Annotated in this window: 13 protein-coding genes; 5 read left to right on the top strand and 8 right to left on the bottom strand. The window is 71.2% G+C overall.

The features are described from left to right. Positions 1-52 precede the first annotated feature (52 nt). Together ACFXOM_RS24395 and ACFXOM_RS24390 are read right to left on the bottom strand one after the other, a co-directional pair. Positions 53-1,276 carry a PP2C family protein-serine/threonine phosphatase gene (locus tag ACFXOM_RS24395; protein ID WP_384941127.1) on the bottom strand — a complete coding sequence of 408 codons (1,224 nt, stop codon included), beginning with the start codon at positions 1,274-1,276 and terminating at the stop codon, positions 53-55. Positions 1,277-1,361: 85 nt separating this feature from the next. Further along, the gene (locus ACFXOM_RS24390; protein ID WP_384941125.1) at positions 1,362-3,125 is read right to left on the bottom strand and encodes a serine/threonine-protein kinase; all 1,764 of its coding nucleotides are present in this window, start codon (positions 3,123-3,125) and stop codon (positions 1,362-1,364) included. A gap of 330 nt (positions 3,126-3,455) precedes the next feature. Here ACFXOM_RS24390 and ACFXOM_RS24385 point away from each other — a divergent pair, with 330 nt between their 5' ends. Further along, on the top strand, positions 3,456-5,534 hold the full coding sequence (locus tag ACFXOM_RS24385; protein ID WP_384941123.1) for a SpoIIE family protein phosphatase: 2,079 nt from the start codon (positions 3,456-3,458) through the stop codon (positions 5,532-5,534). A gap of 201 nt (positions 5,535-5,735) precedes the next feature. On the opposite strand, the gene ACFXOM_RS24380 is transcribed toward ACFXOM_RS24385, so the two are convergent. The 6 genes from ACFXOM_RS24380 to ACFXOM_RS24355 all read right to left on the bottom strand — a co-directional run bounded on the left by ACFXOM_RS24380 (position 5,736) and on the right by ACFXOM_RS24355 (position 10,845). Next, a complete protein-coding gene (locus tag ACFXOM_RS24380; RefSeq protein WP_384941119.1) occupies positions 5,736-5,882 on the bottom strand; it encodes a hypothetical protein in 147 nt (48 codons plus the stop codon). 112 nt (positions 5,883-5,994) lie between these two features. Then, the gene (locus ACFXOM_RS24375) at positions 5,995-6,150 is read right to left on the bottom strand and encodes a DUF6131 family protein (RefSeq protein ID WP_384941117.1); all 156 of its coding nucleotides are present in this window, start codon (positions 6,148-6,150) and stop codon (positions 5,995-5,997) included. Between the two features lie 176 nt (positions 6,151-6,326). Further along, positions 6,327-7,343, bottom strand: a complete 1,017-nt coding sequence (locus ACFXOM_RS24370; RefSeq protein WP_385039260.1) for a zinc-dependent alcohol dehydrogenase family protein — start codon at positions 7,341-7,343, stop codon at positions 6,327-6,329. Next, positions 7,340-7,990 (bottom strand): nucleotide exchange factor GrpE, encoded by a 651-nt coding sequence (grpE, locus tag ACFXOM_RS24365; protein WP_385039257.1) that lies wholly within the window; start codon positions 7,988-7,990, stop codon positions 7,340-7,342. Before grpE ends, ACFXOM_RS24370 begins: the two co-directional genes overlap by 4 nt. After that, the gene (gene dnaK / locus ACFXOM_RS24360; protein ID WP_385039254.1) at positions 7,987-9,843 is read right to left on the bottom strand and encodes a molecular chaperone DnaK; all 1,857 of its coding nucleotides are present in this window, start codon (positions 9,841-9,843) and stop codon (positions 7,987-7,989) included. The genes grpE and dnaK overlap by 4 nt, the downstream gene beginning before the upstream one ends. Before the next feature lie 213 nt (positions 9,844-10,056). Further along, positions 10,057-10,845, bottom strand: coding sequence for an HAD-IIA family hydrolase (locus ACFXOM_RS24355; protein WP_384943253.1), 789 nt, complete (start codon positions 10,843-10,845; stop codon positions 10,057-10,059). A gap of 237 nt (positions 10,846-11,082) precedes the next feature. On the opposite strand from ACFXOM_RS24355, the gene ACFXOM_RS24350 reads away from it, so the two are divergent. The 4 genes from ACFXOM_RS24350 to ACFXOM_RS24335 all read left to right on the top strand — a co-directional run. After that, positions 11,083-12,291 carry a PP2C family protein-serine/threonine phosphatase gene (locus ACFXOM_RS24350; protein WP_384943251.1) on the top strand — a complete coding sequence of 403 codons (1,209 nt, stop codon included), beginning with the start codon at positions 11,083-11,085 and terminating at the stop codon, positions 12,289-12,291. A 245-nt stretch (positions 12,292-12,536) separates the two neighbouring features. After that, positions 12,537-12,875: an antibiotic biosynthesis monooxygenase family protein gene (locus ACFXOM_RS24345; RefSeq protein ID WP_384943249.1), complete on the top strand. Its 339-nt coding sequence runs from the start codon at positions 12,537-12,539 to the stop codon at positions 12,873-12,875. After that, positions 12,872-13,756, top strand: a complete 885-nt coding sequence (locus tag ACFXOM_RS24340; RefSeq protein ID WP_384943247.1) for an NAD(P)-dependent oxidoreductase — start codon at positions 12,872-12,874, stop codon at positions 13,754-13,756. Before ACFXOM_RS24345 ends, ACFXOM_RS24340 begins: the two co-directional genes overlap by 4 nt. Further along, a partial coding sequence (locus tag ACFXOM_RS24335) for an amidohydrolase family protein (RefSeq protein WP_385039252.1) occupies positions 13,753-14,541 on the top strand: 789 nt, incomplete at its 3' end. The genes ACFXOM_RS24340 and ACFXOM_RS24335, both read left to right, overlap by 4 nt.

Genomic DNA, 14,541 nt, shown 5'->3' with positions numbered 1-14,541 from the left:
CGGCCCCGAGACGGTGCGGTTCGCCTGGCTGACGGTCCACCGGGACGCGGGGTCACAGCCGGACGACGACGAGCGCGATGTCGTCCCCCGCACCGCCGCTGACGCCCAGTCGCGCGAGGACCGCGTCGGCGAGCCGCTCCGCCCCCAGCCGGCGGTTCGCCGACAGTGCGTCGGTGAGTCGGCGGATCCCTACGTCGATGTCCTCGCCACGACGCTCCACCAACCCGTCGGTATAGAGGACGAGCGCGGCGTCGCGAGCGTAGCTTCGGGCGGTCTGGGGTCTGGCGACGTGATGGGGCCGTGCGCCGAGCGGGGGGTCGGTGGCCCGGTCCAGGAGTTCGCAGCCGCCGTCAGGACGGACCAGGACGGGCGGCGGGTGTCCGGCACTGCTGTAGGTGATCACCCGGTGCTCGGTGTCGATCACCGCTTGGGCCGCCGTGGCGGCCAGGGCCCCTTCCACGGACCGCGCGTACAGGCCGAGCACCTCCAGCGCCTTCGCGGGTCCCTCGCCGGACCGGGTGGCGGCGCTCAGCGCGCTGCGCAGCATTCCCATCACCGTGGCCGCCTCCAGTCCGTGGCCGACGACGTCGCCGACCGCGACGGCGAAACTGCCGTCCGGGAGGTCGGCGACGTCGTACCAGTCGCCGCAGACGTTCAAGGAACCGACGGCGGGCAGGTAGCGCACGGCGACGTCGCGGTGCCTGTCCAGGTCGGGCGCGTGGAGCATGGCCTCCTGCAGGGTGACGGCGACCTCGCGTTCCCGGGCGTGCGCGTCGCGGAGTTCCTCGTTGAGCCGCTGCAGCTCGCGGGCCCGGACGTAGAGTTCGGCCTCCATCTCCTCCTCCCGTTCACTGCGTCCGGCTCGCGCGTTGCGGGAACGGATGAAGGCCGTCACGTCCTCGACCCTGTGGATGATCCACGCCACGCTGCCGTCCGCACCGTGCACGGGGGTGTTGATCGTCGACCACCACCGCTCCTCGAACTCTCCGGGCCGGTCCACGAGGGGGATGTCGTAGCGCTGCAGGGCCATGGACTCGGCCTCCCCGGAGGAGAGCACGCGCTGGAGGGAGGAGGTGAGGTTCGACACCCCCTCGATGTCGGGGGTCGCGGGGTTGTCGGGGAACGCCTCGAAGACGTACTTCCCGACCAGGTCCGCGCGGGTACGCAGCGTCGCCAGCAGGTAGGCACGGTTGACGTCGACGATGACGAAGTCCGTGTCGAGCACGAGGTAGGGGCTCGGGGTGGCGGCGAATAGCGCTGCGTAGTCGAGGTTCATGCCATCACGCGCCTACCGTTCGTGCGGTTCCACGGCCCCGCTCCCTGATCAATCTACGAGGCTTCGGGCTCTCCCGCGCGGGGGGTCAGTCGGCGGCGACGACCTTGTTCAGCACCGCGCCGTCGAAGTCGGCGGCGAGGTATCCCGTCCCGCCGTAGTCGTCGATGCGGTAGACGTTCACGGTCGGCACCCGTTCGAACAAGGGCGGGCGCACGATCACGTAGCGCATCGTCGCCTCGGGGACGCCCAGCTCCTCCTCGGCCTTCTTCAGCAGCGCCGGGAGGGTGTCCCACTTGATCTTGCTGACGTCGACCGGCCCGGCGTCCGATCCGATGACCGTTCCCCCGGGGCCGTCCTTCGAGGCGTAACCGTTGCGGTACACGTACCGGTCGTACTTCTTCTGACTGCCGCGGACCGGCACGCTCGCGATCGCGTACTCCTCGTACACGGTGAACTCGAGGAACTCGGTGGTGTGCGCGGTGTCCTGCATGGCTTCGATCACCTCCCGCACGTTCTTCGGCGTGAGGAGGTCCTTGGTCTCCTTGGACGGCGGCAGCGTCGTCCCGGTCGACCGTCCCGCGTCCGTGTCCGCTCCGGTCCCCCGGCCACTCCCGCCCTCCACGGCCCCGCTGGTGGCGGTGGCCTCGTCCTTCGCCTTCCCGTCCGCCGTGCCGCCGGGGAACGGCAGGACGTCCAGGGCGAGGAGCGACACCACGGTGATCGCCAGGGCCACGGCCACCGCGATCGCGGGCTTCTTCCGGGACTTCCGCTGCGGCTCCTGCCGGTGCGGCGGCGGAAAACCGGGTACCTGGGCGTCCGGGACGGTGCCGGGCGCCGGCGGCGGGCCGAATCCGGGAGGCGGGGTCGGGGGCAGGTGGGCGGGCGGCACGCCGTACGGCCCCGGGGCCTGCTGCGGCACCGTCACACCGCGCGCCGCTCCGGGACTTGCTGCGGGCCCGGCAGCCGGGAGCGGGGAAGCCGCGGGTGCAGGCGTCGCGGGGGGTACGGCGTCGCGCCCGGCCTCGTCGAGCATCCGCTCCAACTGCGCGGCATCCGGACGCGCCGCCGTGTCCCGTACCAGCACGGCGTTGAGCAGGGGGGTGAGCGGTCCGGAGCGCAGCGGCGGCGGAACGGGTTCGTCGAGCACCGCGACCAGCGTCGCCATGGTCGTGCTGCGCCGCAGGGGGTGTGCCCCTTCCAGTGCGACGTAGAGCAGCATGCCGAGAGACCACAGGTCGGAGGCCGGGTTCCCCTCCTCGCCGCGGATGCGTTCCGGGGCGATGTACTCGGGAGAACCGATGAGGTCGCCTGTGGCGGTGAGGTGGGTGGACCCGCGCAGTGCGGCGATGCCGAAGTCCGTCAGCACCGGACTGCCGTCCGGTCGGAGGAGCACATTGGCGGGCTTGACGTCGCGGTGCTGGATCCCCTCCGCGTGGGCCGCCCGAAGGGCCGCGAGCACGCCGCTGCCCACCCGGAGCGCCTCCTGGACGGTCAACGGCCCGTCTGCGAGCCGGTCGTGGAGCGACTGCCCGCGGACCAGCTCCATGACGATCCAGGGGTGGGGGCCGTCCGAGCCCTCCACGATGTGGTGGATGGTGACCACATGGGGATGCGCGAGCCGGGCGAGCGCCCGCGCCTCACGCAGCACGCGCTCGCTGAGCATCCGCGAGCGGGTGGGATCCGCCTCCTGCATCGCGGGATCCGACGGCCGCACCTCCTTCAGCGCCACTTCGCGCTGCAGCATGATGTCCCGGGCCCGCCACACCGTGCCCATGCCGCCGCTGCCGAGCCGCCCCAGCAGCTCGAAACGTCCGTCGATGAGGCGTCTGTCAGCCCCCCTGGTATCCATAGCGGGTCAGCTTACGAGGGTCCCCGGGACTCGTGCGCAGCGGACCGCCCCGGTGGTTGTGGCGGGTGCCGGGCGACGCAGTCCGAGGTCGGCCCGATCTCACCCTCCCTGGTGCGTTCCGGAACGTTCCGGCCACTCCGTGTCACGGAAGGCGTCCTGGCCAGCGCGGAAGGGAGGCAGCCGAGCGTCGCCGACGGGTGGCAGGAGCCCTCCGGACGGACGCAGCCCGCCGATGTCCGCACAATGGATGACGACGGCGTGTGAGACCCGTGCCGCGCGGTGCCGTGGCCGGTTCGGGGCGGTGCGCGCCCGGGGCGAAGGAGGCCTACGGTGCCGACGGACCGGTCGGGCGGTGAGCTGGCTCCCGGCCCATTGTGGTCGGAGCCCGGTTCCCTGCTCGAACGCGTGCCCGTGGCGGTCTTTGGCATCGACGGCGACGACCGGATCTGCTACTGGGGGCCCGGGGCGGAGCGCCTCTTCGGGCACGACGCCACGACCGCCCTCGCCAGCCCCGCCGGTGTCCTCTTCGCGGACCCGACGGGAGGCGGCCTGGACACGGCTGCCCGTCTGGCCGAACGGGGCCGCTCTCTCGGCTACTGGCGCGGTCGTCTGTCGGCACGACACCGCAGCGGAGCGGTCTTCCACTGCGGCTTCCGGGTCTTCCCACTGGCCGGGACGGACGAACGGTCGGTGGTCCTGGCCCTGGCCAGCAGGAGCGACGAACTCGACCGGGTCAAGGACAACCTGGCCTTCCTCGACTCGATCTTCGAAACGTGTCCCATCGGTCTGGTGATGCTCGACGAGGACCTGCGGTACGTCCACCTGAACCAGGCCCTCGCCGACATGGACGGCCTCCCGATCGAGGCCCACCTCGGGCGACGGGTGGACGAGATCATGCTCACGTCCGACGAGGGCGAGTACGAGCGGATGCTGCGCACGGTCGCCGCGGAAGGACGGCCCGTCGTGGGCGCGTTGGTGGGCATGCGCACGGCCGGCCACCCCGACCGGGACCAGGTGCGGTCGGTGAGCTTCTTCCCGCTCAGCGAGGCGGTCGGCACCCGTTCCGGGCTGGGCGGGCTGGTGGTGGACGTGACGGACCGGGAGCGGGCCATCATGGAAGCCACCGCCGGTCGCCGGCGCCTGGCACTGCTCGACCGGGCCGCCGCCCGGATCGGCACCACACTGGAGGTGGAGAAGACCGCCCGGGAGCTGGTCGGCGTCGCGGTTCCCGACTTCTCCGACGCCTCGGTCGTGGAAATCGTGGAGTGGATGGACGAGTCCGCGGCGTTCGACCCGAAACTGCCGCTGTTCACCCGGCGGATCGCCTCGGGGACCGTGCTGAACCCGACCGCCACCGAGCTGGTCGGCAGGCTGGAGAAGGTGACCTACCCGCCGGGTTCCGCCATCCACCGGATGCTGCTGTCCGGCCGCCCGATCAGCGTCCCGGTCAACGACGAGTTCATCGCCCGCACCGTGGTGGACCACGAACGCGCCCGACTCCTCTCGGACAGCGGCTTGGCCTACATCCTCATTGCTCCCCTCGTCGCCCGGGGCACGGTCCAGGGCATCGCCATGTTCGGGCGCTCGGCGGCCCGGCCCGCCTACACCGAGGACGACCTCAGCCTTGCCGGCGAGCTCGCCTCCCGCGCGGCGCTCTGCCTGGACAACGCACGCCTGTACAACCGGGTCCAGGACATCGCCCTCACCCTGCAGCGCGCCCTGCTGCCCAGCGTGCTGGCCACGAACCCGTACGTGGAGGTGGCCCACCGCTACGTCCCCGGCAGCCGCATCACCGAGGTCGGCGGCGACTGGTACGACGTGATCAATCTGCCCGACGACCGGGTCGCCCTGGTCGTCGGTGATGTGATGGGGCACGGGGTGCCCGCCGCCGCGGCGATGGGACGGCTGCGCATCACCACGAAGGCGGTCGCGAGGCACAGCCTGGAACCCGAGGACCTGCTCGCCGAACTCGATGCCTGTGCCCTCGAAGCGGGCATCGAACTCGCGACCTGCCTCTACGTGCGGTACGACCCGTCGACCGGGCGCGCCCGCATCGCCAGTGCCGGTCACCCTCCGCCGCTGGTACGCCGTCCGAGCGGAAGGGTCGTCACCCTCAGCGACGTCCTCGGGGTCCCACTCGGGATCGGCGGCCACGCCTTCACGACGATGGAGACGGAACTCCCCGAAGGATCCGTCCTCGCGCTCTACACCGACGGCCTCGTGGAGGCGCGCGGCCGGGACATCGAGGACGGGCTGGACGGCGTGCGGGACGAACTGCGCGGCATGGGAAGCTCGTTGGACGCGACTGCGGACCGCATCCTCGCCCGTCTGTTGCCGGACCCCCCTGACGACGACACGGTCCTCGTACTGGCCCGCGTGCTTCGCCGCCCCGGCCCCCCGGGAGCATGAGCGAGCCGGCGCCCGGGCCTGCGCCCAGCCACTCCGAACTCGACTACTCCGGGCTCAACTACTCCGTGGGAGTGTGGGTGCGCGGCTCGAGTCGAGCCGGCTTGCACGCCTTCTCGAACTCCTCCGGTGTTCCGGGCTCGATCCGCAGCGTCGCGACCCGGACGTACGCCACGTGCACCAGTCGCCTCCTCTGCCGGGCCCTCAAGTGGTGAGCAGACGGCTGAAGAACCCCCGGTACCTCTGCAGGGCCATGCGGAGTTCCTCCGTGCCGACCGTATCCCCGCGGTTCCACTCCCCTTCCAGGGCACGCTTGTGTTCGGCGAACGTCGTGGCCGGCGTCTGGATCACGGCGGCCACAAGGGTGTCGGCCGATCGGACGCCGGAAGGAGGGGTGCCCCCACGTGCGCCCGCCGCCTCGCCGCCGCTCCCGGATCCGGGGCTGGCGCGCGCGGGCGCGCGCTCACCAGTAGTGGCGACGGCCGCCGACGGCGTGCCCCACCATCCCGAGGACCCACAGGATGAGTCCGATCACGACCAGAATGATGCCGATGGTCCACAGGATCCCAATGTCGGCCACGGCTCCGACGACGAGCAGGATGAGTCCTAGAATGATCATGTTTCCCTCCGGGGTGCGGAGTGATCCCCCACCGGGAAGCTCCCCAATTCCTTGAGGGGCAAACTACGTGTGTCGGACATTACGCCCCCGCTGGGGAGACGGTCCGTTGCCACCGTTCATCCCGCCCGGAAGGCCCGGCAGGCCGGTCACCGCACGGCCGGTCACTGCACGGCCGGTCACTTCCCCACAAGGACGGCCGCTCCGGTGACGCGTCCTGCGGCCAGGTCTTCCAGCTCCCGGCCGGCCCGGGCCATGGGGTAGCGCGTCACCCGCACACTGGGCCGCAGTTTCGCCGCTTCACGGAGGAACGAACGGCCGTCCTCGCGCGTGTTCGCCGTAACGCTCCGCACCGTCCGCTCCTGGAACAGGTGCCGAACGTAGTCGAGGGGCGGGATGGCGCTCAGATGGATACCGGCGACGGCGAGCGTGCCGCCGCGGTCCAGGGCCTCCAGGGCCGTCGGAACGAGGCTGCCGGCAGGGGCGAACAGGATCGCGCTGTCCAACGCGACCGGGGGTTCGCCGGACCCCGCCGACGCCGCCCCCAGTTCCCGCGCCAGCTCCTGGGCCCGCGGTGACCGGGTGACGACATGGACCTCGGCGCCGCGGGCGACGGCGAGTTGGGCGGTCAGGTGGGCCGCTGCGCCGAAGCCGTAGATCCCGAGTCGCCCGCCCGACGGGAGGTCCGCCCGCCGCAGCGCCCGGTAGCCGATGATGCCCGCGCACAACAGCGGCGCGGCGTCCTCGTCGCTCCACCCGTCCGGAAGTCGGTAGGCGTACCTGGCGTCGACGACGACGTAGTCGGCGTACCCACCGTCCGCGTCCCAGCCCGTGTAGCGGGATTTCGGACACAGGTTCTCCCGTCCGGTGCGGCAGTGGCGGCAGTGGCCGCAGGTCCCCGCCAGCCAGGCGGCACCCACCCGGTCACCGACGACGAAGCCGCTGACGGCCGGTCCTGCGGCCGTCACCTCTCCGACCACTTCGTGGCCCGGCGTACAGAGCGCCCGGTGCGGCGGCAGGTCCCCCTCAGCCAGGTGCAGGTCGGTCCGACAGACCCCGCACGCCCGGACGCGGAGCAGCACGTCGTGCGGGCCTGGTTGCGGCGTTGCGCGCTCGAGCAGCCGCAGCGGCGCGGTGGTGATCGGGCCCGGTGTCCCGACGACCCAGGCGCGCATCGCGTCCGGCGTGGCCGTCATGGCCCGGCCGTCGGTGCGGTGACCTCCACCCGTGCGGGACGCAGCAGGTGGTCGCCGCCCCGGTAGCCCAGGCGCAGGACCGCGGGCCTCGGCGGACAGCAAGCAGGAGAACGTTCGACGCGGTCCGACTCTCGGTACGAGTCGGCCTCGTGCACGACCGGGTCGAAACACTCCCCCAACCCGCTGACGGCTTCCGGCCCGAGCGATGCGAGTTCCGCGTCCAGCAACCGGGCCACGTGCCCGAACCCACCAGTGACTTCGCCCTGCTCGTCAGCACCCGCGAGTGCGTCGAGCACCGGGAGGAACCGGCGGAGCACGTTCGCCACGGCGATCTCGCGCACGGCCTGGCGATCGCGGCGCACCCGCTTGCGGTCGTTGTCGTACTCGGCCTTCAACCGTTGTAGATCGGCGGTGAGTTCCGCGGTGCGCTCGCGCTCGTGCTCATGCAGTTCCTCCTGAGGTCCGGCTCCCCGGATCCGGACCGGCCCGCGCGCACGCCCCGACGGTGCGTCATCCGGTGGGTCGCCCCGGCCCCGCCCGCCGTGGGCGCGCTCGGCCCCGGGGTCCGGCCGGCGCTCGCCGGGCCGGTCGGGGACGAGCGTCAGGAACGGTTGCCCGCACCCATGGGCTCCGGTCGGCCGGTTCATGTCGCGCCGCCCTTCTGGTCCTTCTCGTCGTCGACGATCTCGGCGTCGACGACGTCGTCGTCGGCCTTCGCATGGGAGGCGCCGGCCTCACCGGCACCGCCCGCGGCCTGCGCGTCGGCGTACATCGCCTGACCGAGCTTCTGGGAGACGGCCGCGACCTTCTCGGTGGCGGTGCGGATCTCCGCGGTGTCCTCGCCCTCCAGCTTCTCCTTGAGCTCGTTCACCGCCGTCTCCACCTCGGTCTTCACCTCGGCGGGCACCTTGTCCTCGTTGTCCTTGAGGAACTTGTCCGTCTGGTAGACGAGCTGCTCGGCCTGGTTGCGGGTCTCGGCGGCCTCGCGGCGGCGGTGGTCCTCCTCCGCGTACTGCTCGGCCTCCTGACGCATCCGGTCGACCTCGTCCTTCGGCAGCGACGAGCCGCCGGTGACGGTCATCTTCTGCTCCTTGCCCGTGCCCAGGTCCTTGGCGGTCACGTGCATGATGCCGTTGGCGTCGATGTCGAAGGACACCTCGATCTGCGGCACGCCGCGCGGCGCCGGCGGAAGACCCGTCAGCTCGAACATCCCGAGCTTCTTGTTGTACGCCGCGATCTCACGCTCGCCCTGGTAGACCTGGATCTGCACCGACGGCTGGTTGTCCTCGGCCGTCGTGAAGACCTCGGACCGCTTGGTCGGGATCGTGGTGTTGCGCTCGATCAGCTTGGTCATGATGCCGCCCTTGGTCTCGATGCCGAGGGACAGCGGGGTCACGTCGAGGAGCAGGACGTCCTTGACCTCACCCTTGAGGACACCGGCCTGGAGCGTCGCACCGATGGCAACGACCTCATCCGGGTTCACACCGCGGTGCGGGTCCCTGCCCGTGAGGTCCTTCACCAGCTCGGTCACCGCGGGCATCCGGGTCGAACCGCCCACCAGGATCACGTGGTCGACATCGGACACCTCGGTTCCGGCATCGTGGATCGCCTGGTGGAACGGGGTCTTGCAGCGCTCCAGGAGGTCCGCGGTCAGCTGCTGGAACTGGGCGCGCGTGAGCTTCTCGTCCAGGTGCAGCGGGCCCTCGGCGGAGGCCGTGATGTAGGGCAGGTTGATCGTCGTCTCCGTCGAGGACGACAGCTCGATCTTCGCCTTCTCCGCGGCCTCGCGCAGCCGTTGGGTCGCCATCTTGTCCTGGGACAGGTCGACGCCGTACGCGCTCCTGAACTGCTTCACCAGGTGGTCGACGACGCGCTGGTCCCAGTCGTCACCACCGAGGTGGGTGTCGCCGTTGGTGGCCTTCACCTCGACGACGCCGTCACCGATCTCCAGCAGCGAGACGTCGAAGGTGCCGCCACCGAGGTCGAAGACGAGGATCGTCTGGTCGTCCTTGTCGAGGCCGTAGGCGAGCGCCGCTGCCGTCGGCTCGTTGACGATGCGCAGGACGTTGAGGCCCGCGATCTTCCCGGCCTCCTTGGTGGCGGTGCGCTGCGCGTCGTTGAAGTACGCCGGAACGGTGATCACGGCATCGGTCACGTCTTCGCCCAGGTACGACTCGGCGTCACGCTTGAGCTTCTGCAGCACTCGCGCGGAGATCTCCTGTGCGGTGTACCTCCGCCCGTCGATGTCCCCCCGGTCGGGGAAACGCCAGTCCGATTCGCCCATACGGCGTTTGACCGACCGGGCGGTGCGCTCGACGTTGGTGACGGCCTGCCGCTTGGCGACCTCGCCGACAAGTACGTCACCGCTCTTGGCGAAGCCCACCACCGACGGGGTGGTCCTGGCGCCCTCGGTGTTGGTGATGACGGTCGGTTCACCGGCTTCCAGAACGGAGACGACGGAGTTCGTCGTTCCGAGGTCGATACCCACTGCACGTGGCATGGTCTTCTCCTCAGCTCGCGGTCGCTCCCACAGCGGGACGGGCCACTCGGCTCAGCCGACAGACCAGCTCCCTCACACCGCGCTCACCTGCCGTTATGGGGCAGACCTCGCTCACTCTCCGGGATAGAACGCGGCCGTACGCCTGTCAAGGCGGCACCATGCGTGCCGCCCGTTGCGCCCCGTGCACACGTGCACCGCGGCCGGTCCGGCTGTTCAGTGCGACAGGTGGTCGAGGAGGGCCGGAAGGTCGGCGAACGAATCGAGGACGTGGTCCGGGGTGCCCGAGGCGGACTGATGGGTCTCGGGCAGGTACTTGCCCGTCCGCACCAGGGCCCCGGTGAGCCCGTGCCGCTGGGCGGCCAACACGTCGGACTCGATGTCGTCGCCGACCATCAGGGCCTGCGCGGCATCGGCGCCGAGGTGGGCCAGCGCTGCGTCGAAGAACGGCCCCGCCGGCTTGCCGACCACCTCGGCCTGGGTGCGGGCCGCGCGCTCCAGACCCAGCAGGAAGGCGCCGGTGTCCAGCTGCAGCCCGGAATCCGTCCGCCAGTAGAGGTTGCGGTGCATGGCGACCAGGCGGGCGCCCCGCTGGAGGTGGGCGAAGGCGCGGTTGAGCGCTTCGTAGCCGAATTCCGGTCCCGCGCCCCCCACGACGACTACGTCCGGCTCGGTATCGGGCCCCACGAGGTCGACCCCCGCGAGGTCCTCGCGGATGTCCCCGCTGTTGAGCAGCAGGCAGCGGGCTCCCGGGAAGTGCTGCCGGAGGTACGCCGCCGTCACGGCCGGGGCGGTGAAGACGTCCTCGGCCCCGACGGGGAATCCCGCACCGGCCAGGAGCCCCGCGACGGACGACCGGCTGCGCGAGGTGGTGTTCGTCACCAGTGCCAGCGGAACCCCCTCGGCCCGCAGTCGTCCGAACGCCTCGAGCGCGCCCGGCAGAGGCTTCCAGGACACGGTGAGGACCCCGTCGATATCGATCAGGACGGCGTCGAACCGTTGCATGTACCGACCGTATCGAGTGCCGGCAAGGGGACCAACCCGGACGCCGGCGGAGCTCCCGGGCCCGGTGCGGCGCTGCCACCCCGTCGCCGACGGGCACCGGGCTGCCCCCTGCGCCCCGCCCGTGGGGCCCGGCGGTCCAGGCCGGGGATCCGGGGATTTCGAGGGTTTCGCGAAGGGCCCGCCCGCCACACGGATCAGAGCCGCTCGGTGCGGGCCGAGGTGCGGTATCCAGGGTGCATGGGATCCGGACGACTCCGCTGGGAACGACCCCACGGGACGGAACGCGCACTGCTGGCGGTGCCGCTCGCACTGATCGCGGTCGTGACGGTGGTCGACGTGCTGGCCCCACCGGAGGTCCATCTCGGGCCCTTCCTGGTCGCCGCCCCTGCGATCACGGCGTCCTTCGCCGGGGCGCGCACGACGGCGCTCGTCGGCGCAGCCGCGGTGCTCGCCCAGGCGCTGGTCGGCATGGTGCGCACGAACCTCACCGACCTGAACCACACCTTCCAGCTCATCGCGCTGATCCTGATCTCGGTGATCGTCACCTTCTTCGCGCATCGGCGGGAACGCCACGAGAAGGAACTGACACAGCTGAGGTCGGTGGCGGACGCGGCGCAACAGGTGGTGTTGCGACCCCTGCCCCACCGGATCGGGCCGCTGCACATCGCGTCCGTGTACCTGGCGGCCGAGGCCGAAGCGCAGATCGGCGGCGACCTCTACGCCGCCGCCCGCACGACGCACGGGACCAGACTGATCATCGGTGACGTACGGGGAAAGGGCTTGGAAGCCATCGGGGACGCAGCCCTCCTCCTCGGCGCGTTCCGGGCCGCGGCGCACCGCCAGGCCGAGCTGCCGCTGCTCGTGGCCTACCTGGAAGGCACCGTCTCATCGGACCTGACGGACCCGGGGGCGCTCGGCGGTGCACCGGCGGACGGCGAGGACCCCGGCGAGGCCTTCACCACCGCGGCCGTCCTGGACGTGCCCGACGACGAGTCCGCCGTCCACCTGGTCAACTGCGGCCACCCGCCACCGTTGCTGCTGCGCCGTGGCCGCGTCGTCCCGCTCGAGGTGGAGCACCTGGCGCCGCCCCTGGGACTCACCCAGTTCATGGGGTCCCCATTTCCTCCCGAGACCTTCCCCTTCGAGACCGGGGACATCGTGCTGCTGTACACGGACGGTGTCATCGAGGCCCGCGACGGATCCGGCTCCTTCTATCCCCTGGCCGAACGGGTGTCCGCCTGGTCGGGCAGCGGCCCTCACGCCCTCCTCGCACACCTGTGCAGCGACCTGCTCCGCCACGCAGGCGGACACCTGGGCGACGACGCCGCCATGGTGGCGATCGAGCGCGTGCCGTTGGACACGCGGAGCGCTCCCGCCGGCGGACGGTCCGGTTCCGTCAGGGCAGGACCGACCGATCATTCGAACACACGATCTGACGGGTCATGAGCAAAGCGGCGCGAAACACCGGCGCCAGGGCCGAAACCGCCAAGGAGCAATCACCACCCCATCGATGGTCCTCCCCGGTCACGGAAGCAGCCCCGGAGGGTCACTGCTCCCTCACCCGGACGGGCTAGCAAGCGCTGTAGGGCCCGTGCCCCGATTGGGCTCCGTCCGGGCCGGAGTTGCGGGGCACCGACAGCCATGAGTCGGTTGGAGAGGTGCTCTACCAGCTCTCACCCCTAGGAGGAGACATGAGCGCTGAGAAGAACGGCCGTTCGGCCGACAAGCTGTCCGTCGTGTACGCCGTCAAGGTCATCGAAGGCGGCGAACAAGGCTTCCTGGACATGTACGAGCGCATCCGAAAGTCCGTCGCTCGCGTCCCCGGACATCTGATCGACCGACTGGGAGAACCCGTCGACGACTCCCGTCAGTGGGTAATCACCAGCGAGTGGGAGACCCCCGAACACTTCTTCGCCTGGCAGCAGAGCGAGGACCACCGCGAACTCGTGGCCCCGCTGCGCCAGTGGGTCGAGGGGACCCAGTCGCTGCGGTACCGGGTCATCCAGGAGACCGTGGGGGTGAGCGCATGACGCGCCCCGACGGCCCCGTCGCCGTTCTCGGCCTCGGCACGATGGGCTCTGGCCTGGCCGCCCGGCTCCTCGCCCAGGGCGTCGAAGTCCGGGTCTGGAACCGCTCGCCGGAACGGACCGAACCGCTTGCCCGCGCCGGCGCCCACCCCGCAGCGCACCCCGCCGAGGCGGTGGCGGGCACGAGTGCCGCCATCTGCACCGTGGCCGATGCCGACGCCCTCGGGACCGTGCTCCGCGGCCCCGACGGGATCCTGGCACGGAGCCCCTATCCCGGCGCACTGGTGTGCGCCAGCACGGTCGCTCCTGAAGAGGTCGTCCGGCTGACCGACGACGTGCCGTCCGTGATGGACGTCGGCATGCTGGGCAACCGCGAGCACGCACGGACCGGTGAGCTGCGACTCTTCGTCGGCGGTGAAGAACACGTGTTCACCGCCGGACGGCCGCTCCTCGACCTGATCGGCAAGGAGGTCGTCCACCTCGGCGGGCTCGGTTCCGGGATGCGGATGAAGCTGCTCCTCAACCTCCTGATGGGGATAGAGGTGCAGGCACTGGCCGAGGCCGTCGAATTGGCCGACGCCTCAGGACTCGACCGGGGCCGGGTCCTCAGCACCATCGCCGGCAGCGGCTTCGCCTCACCCGTCATGGCGTTCAAGGCGAAGCGGCTGGCCTCCGGGCACTTCGACGAGCCGGACTTCCGGCTCCGTCTGATGGCCAAGGACCTGCGTCTGGTCGCGGACCAGGCGGCAGCGGCCGGACTGCGACTCCCGCTCGCCTCTGCGAGCGCGAAGACCCATGCCCGCGCCACCGAGCTGGGACTCGGTGACAAGGACTGCGTCGCGGTCGCCCGCGCACTCTCACCCAAGCGGGGAGCCGACGCATGATCATCGACATCCACGGGCACCTCTCACCGCCGGAAGCCGCCCAACGCTTCCCGATGCCCCCCAGCCTGACCGACGTGGACGGCATGCTCACCGCCCGGGCCGAGGCCGGGATCGACCTCACCATCATCGGCAGTCCGGTCGGTGCCGGCGCCATGGCACGCGTCCCGGGTGTCGACAACTTCGCACAGCCGCGCGATCGGCTGCGCCGCTTCCACGACTGGATGTCGGGCCTGATCGCATCCTTCCCGGACCAGCTGCGCGGTTATGTCTACGCCAACCCGTTCGGCGACGACGATCACCTGGACGGAGTCAGGGAGACTCTGGCGGACCCCGGCTTCGTCGGTCTGATCACCCCGTCGAGCGTCCACGGGGAGCTGCTCGGCTCCCCACGGGCCGACTCCTTCTTCGCGCTGGCCGCCGAGGCGGGGGTGCCCGTCCTCGTGCACGCCCCGGCCGAACCCATCGGCACGGAGCAGGTCGACGAGATCGGGTTCGTCGAGCAGATCGGCCGGTTCGGCGACGTCACCATGGGCATGGCCATGGTCGCGTTCGCAGGCTGGCTGGACAAGTACCCCGACCTGCGGCTGATCGGTGCCACGGGCGGCGGAGCACTCGCTTTGCTGCCCGAACGCCTGCAGACCGCCGCGGGGCCCCCCCCCCTGGGGGGGGGGGGGGAAACACCCCCCCCCCCGGCACACGGACGTTGCGCACCCGTACCGCGGCGAGCAGCGCGGCGCTCACGGCGAAGCTCGCCCCGTCGAGGACGAACGCCCAGCCGGGCCCGG

The sequence above is a fragment of the Streptomyces sp. NPDC059169 genome, assembly GCF_042755225.1.
In the GTDB taxonomy this organism is placed as follows: domain Bacteria; phylum Actinomycetota; class Actinomycetes; order Streptomycetales; family Streptomycetaceae; genus Streptomyces.
Note: the sequence above shows the minus strand (reverse complement) of the source record. Positions and strands in the feature narration are given on the sequence as shown.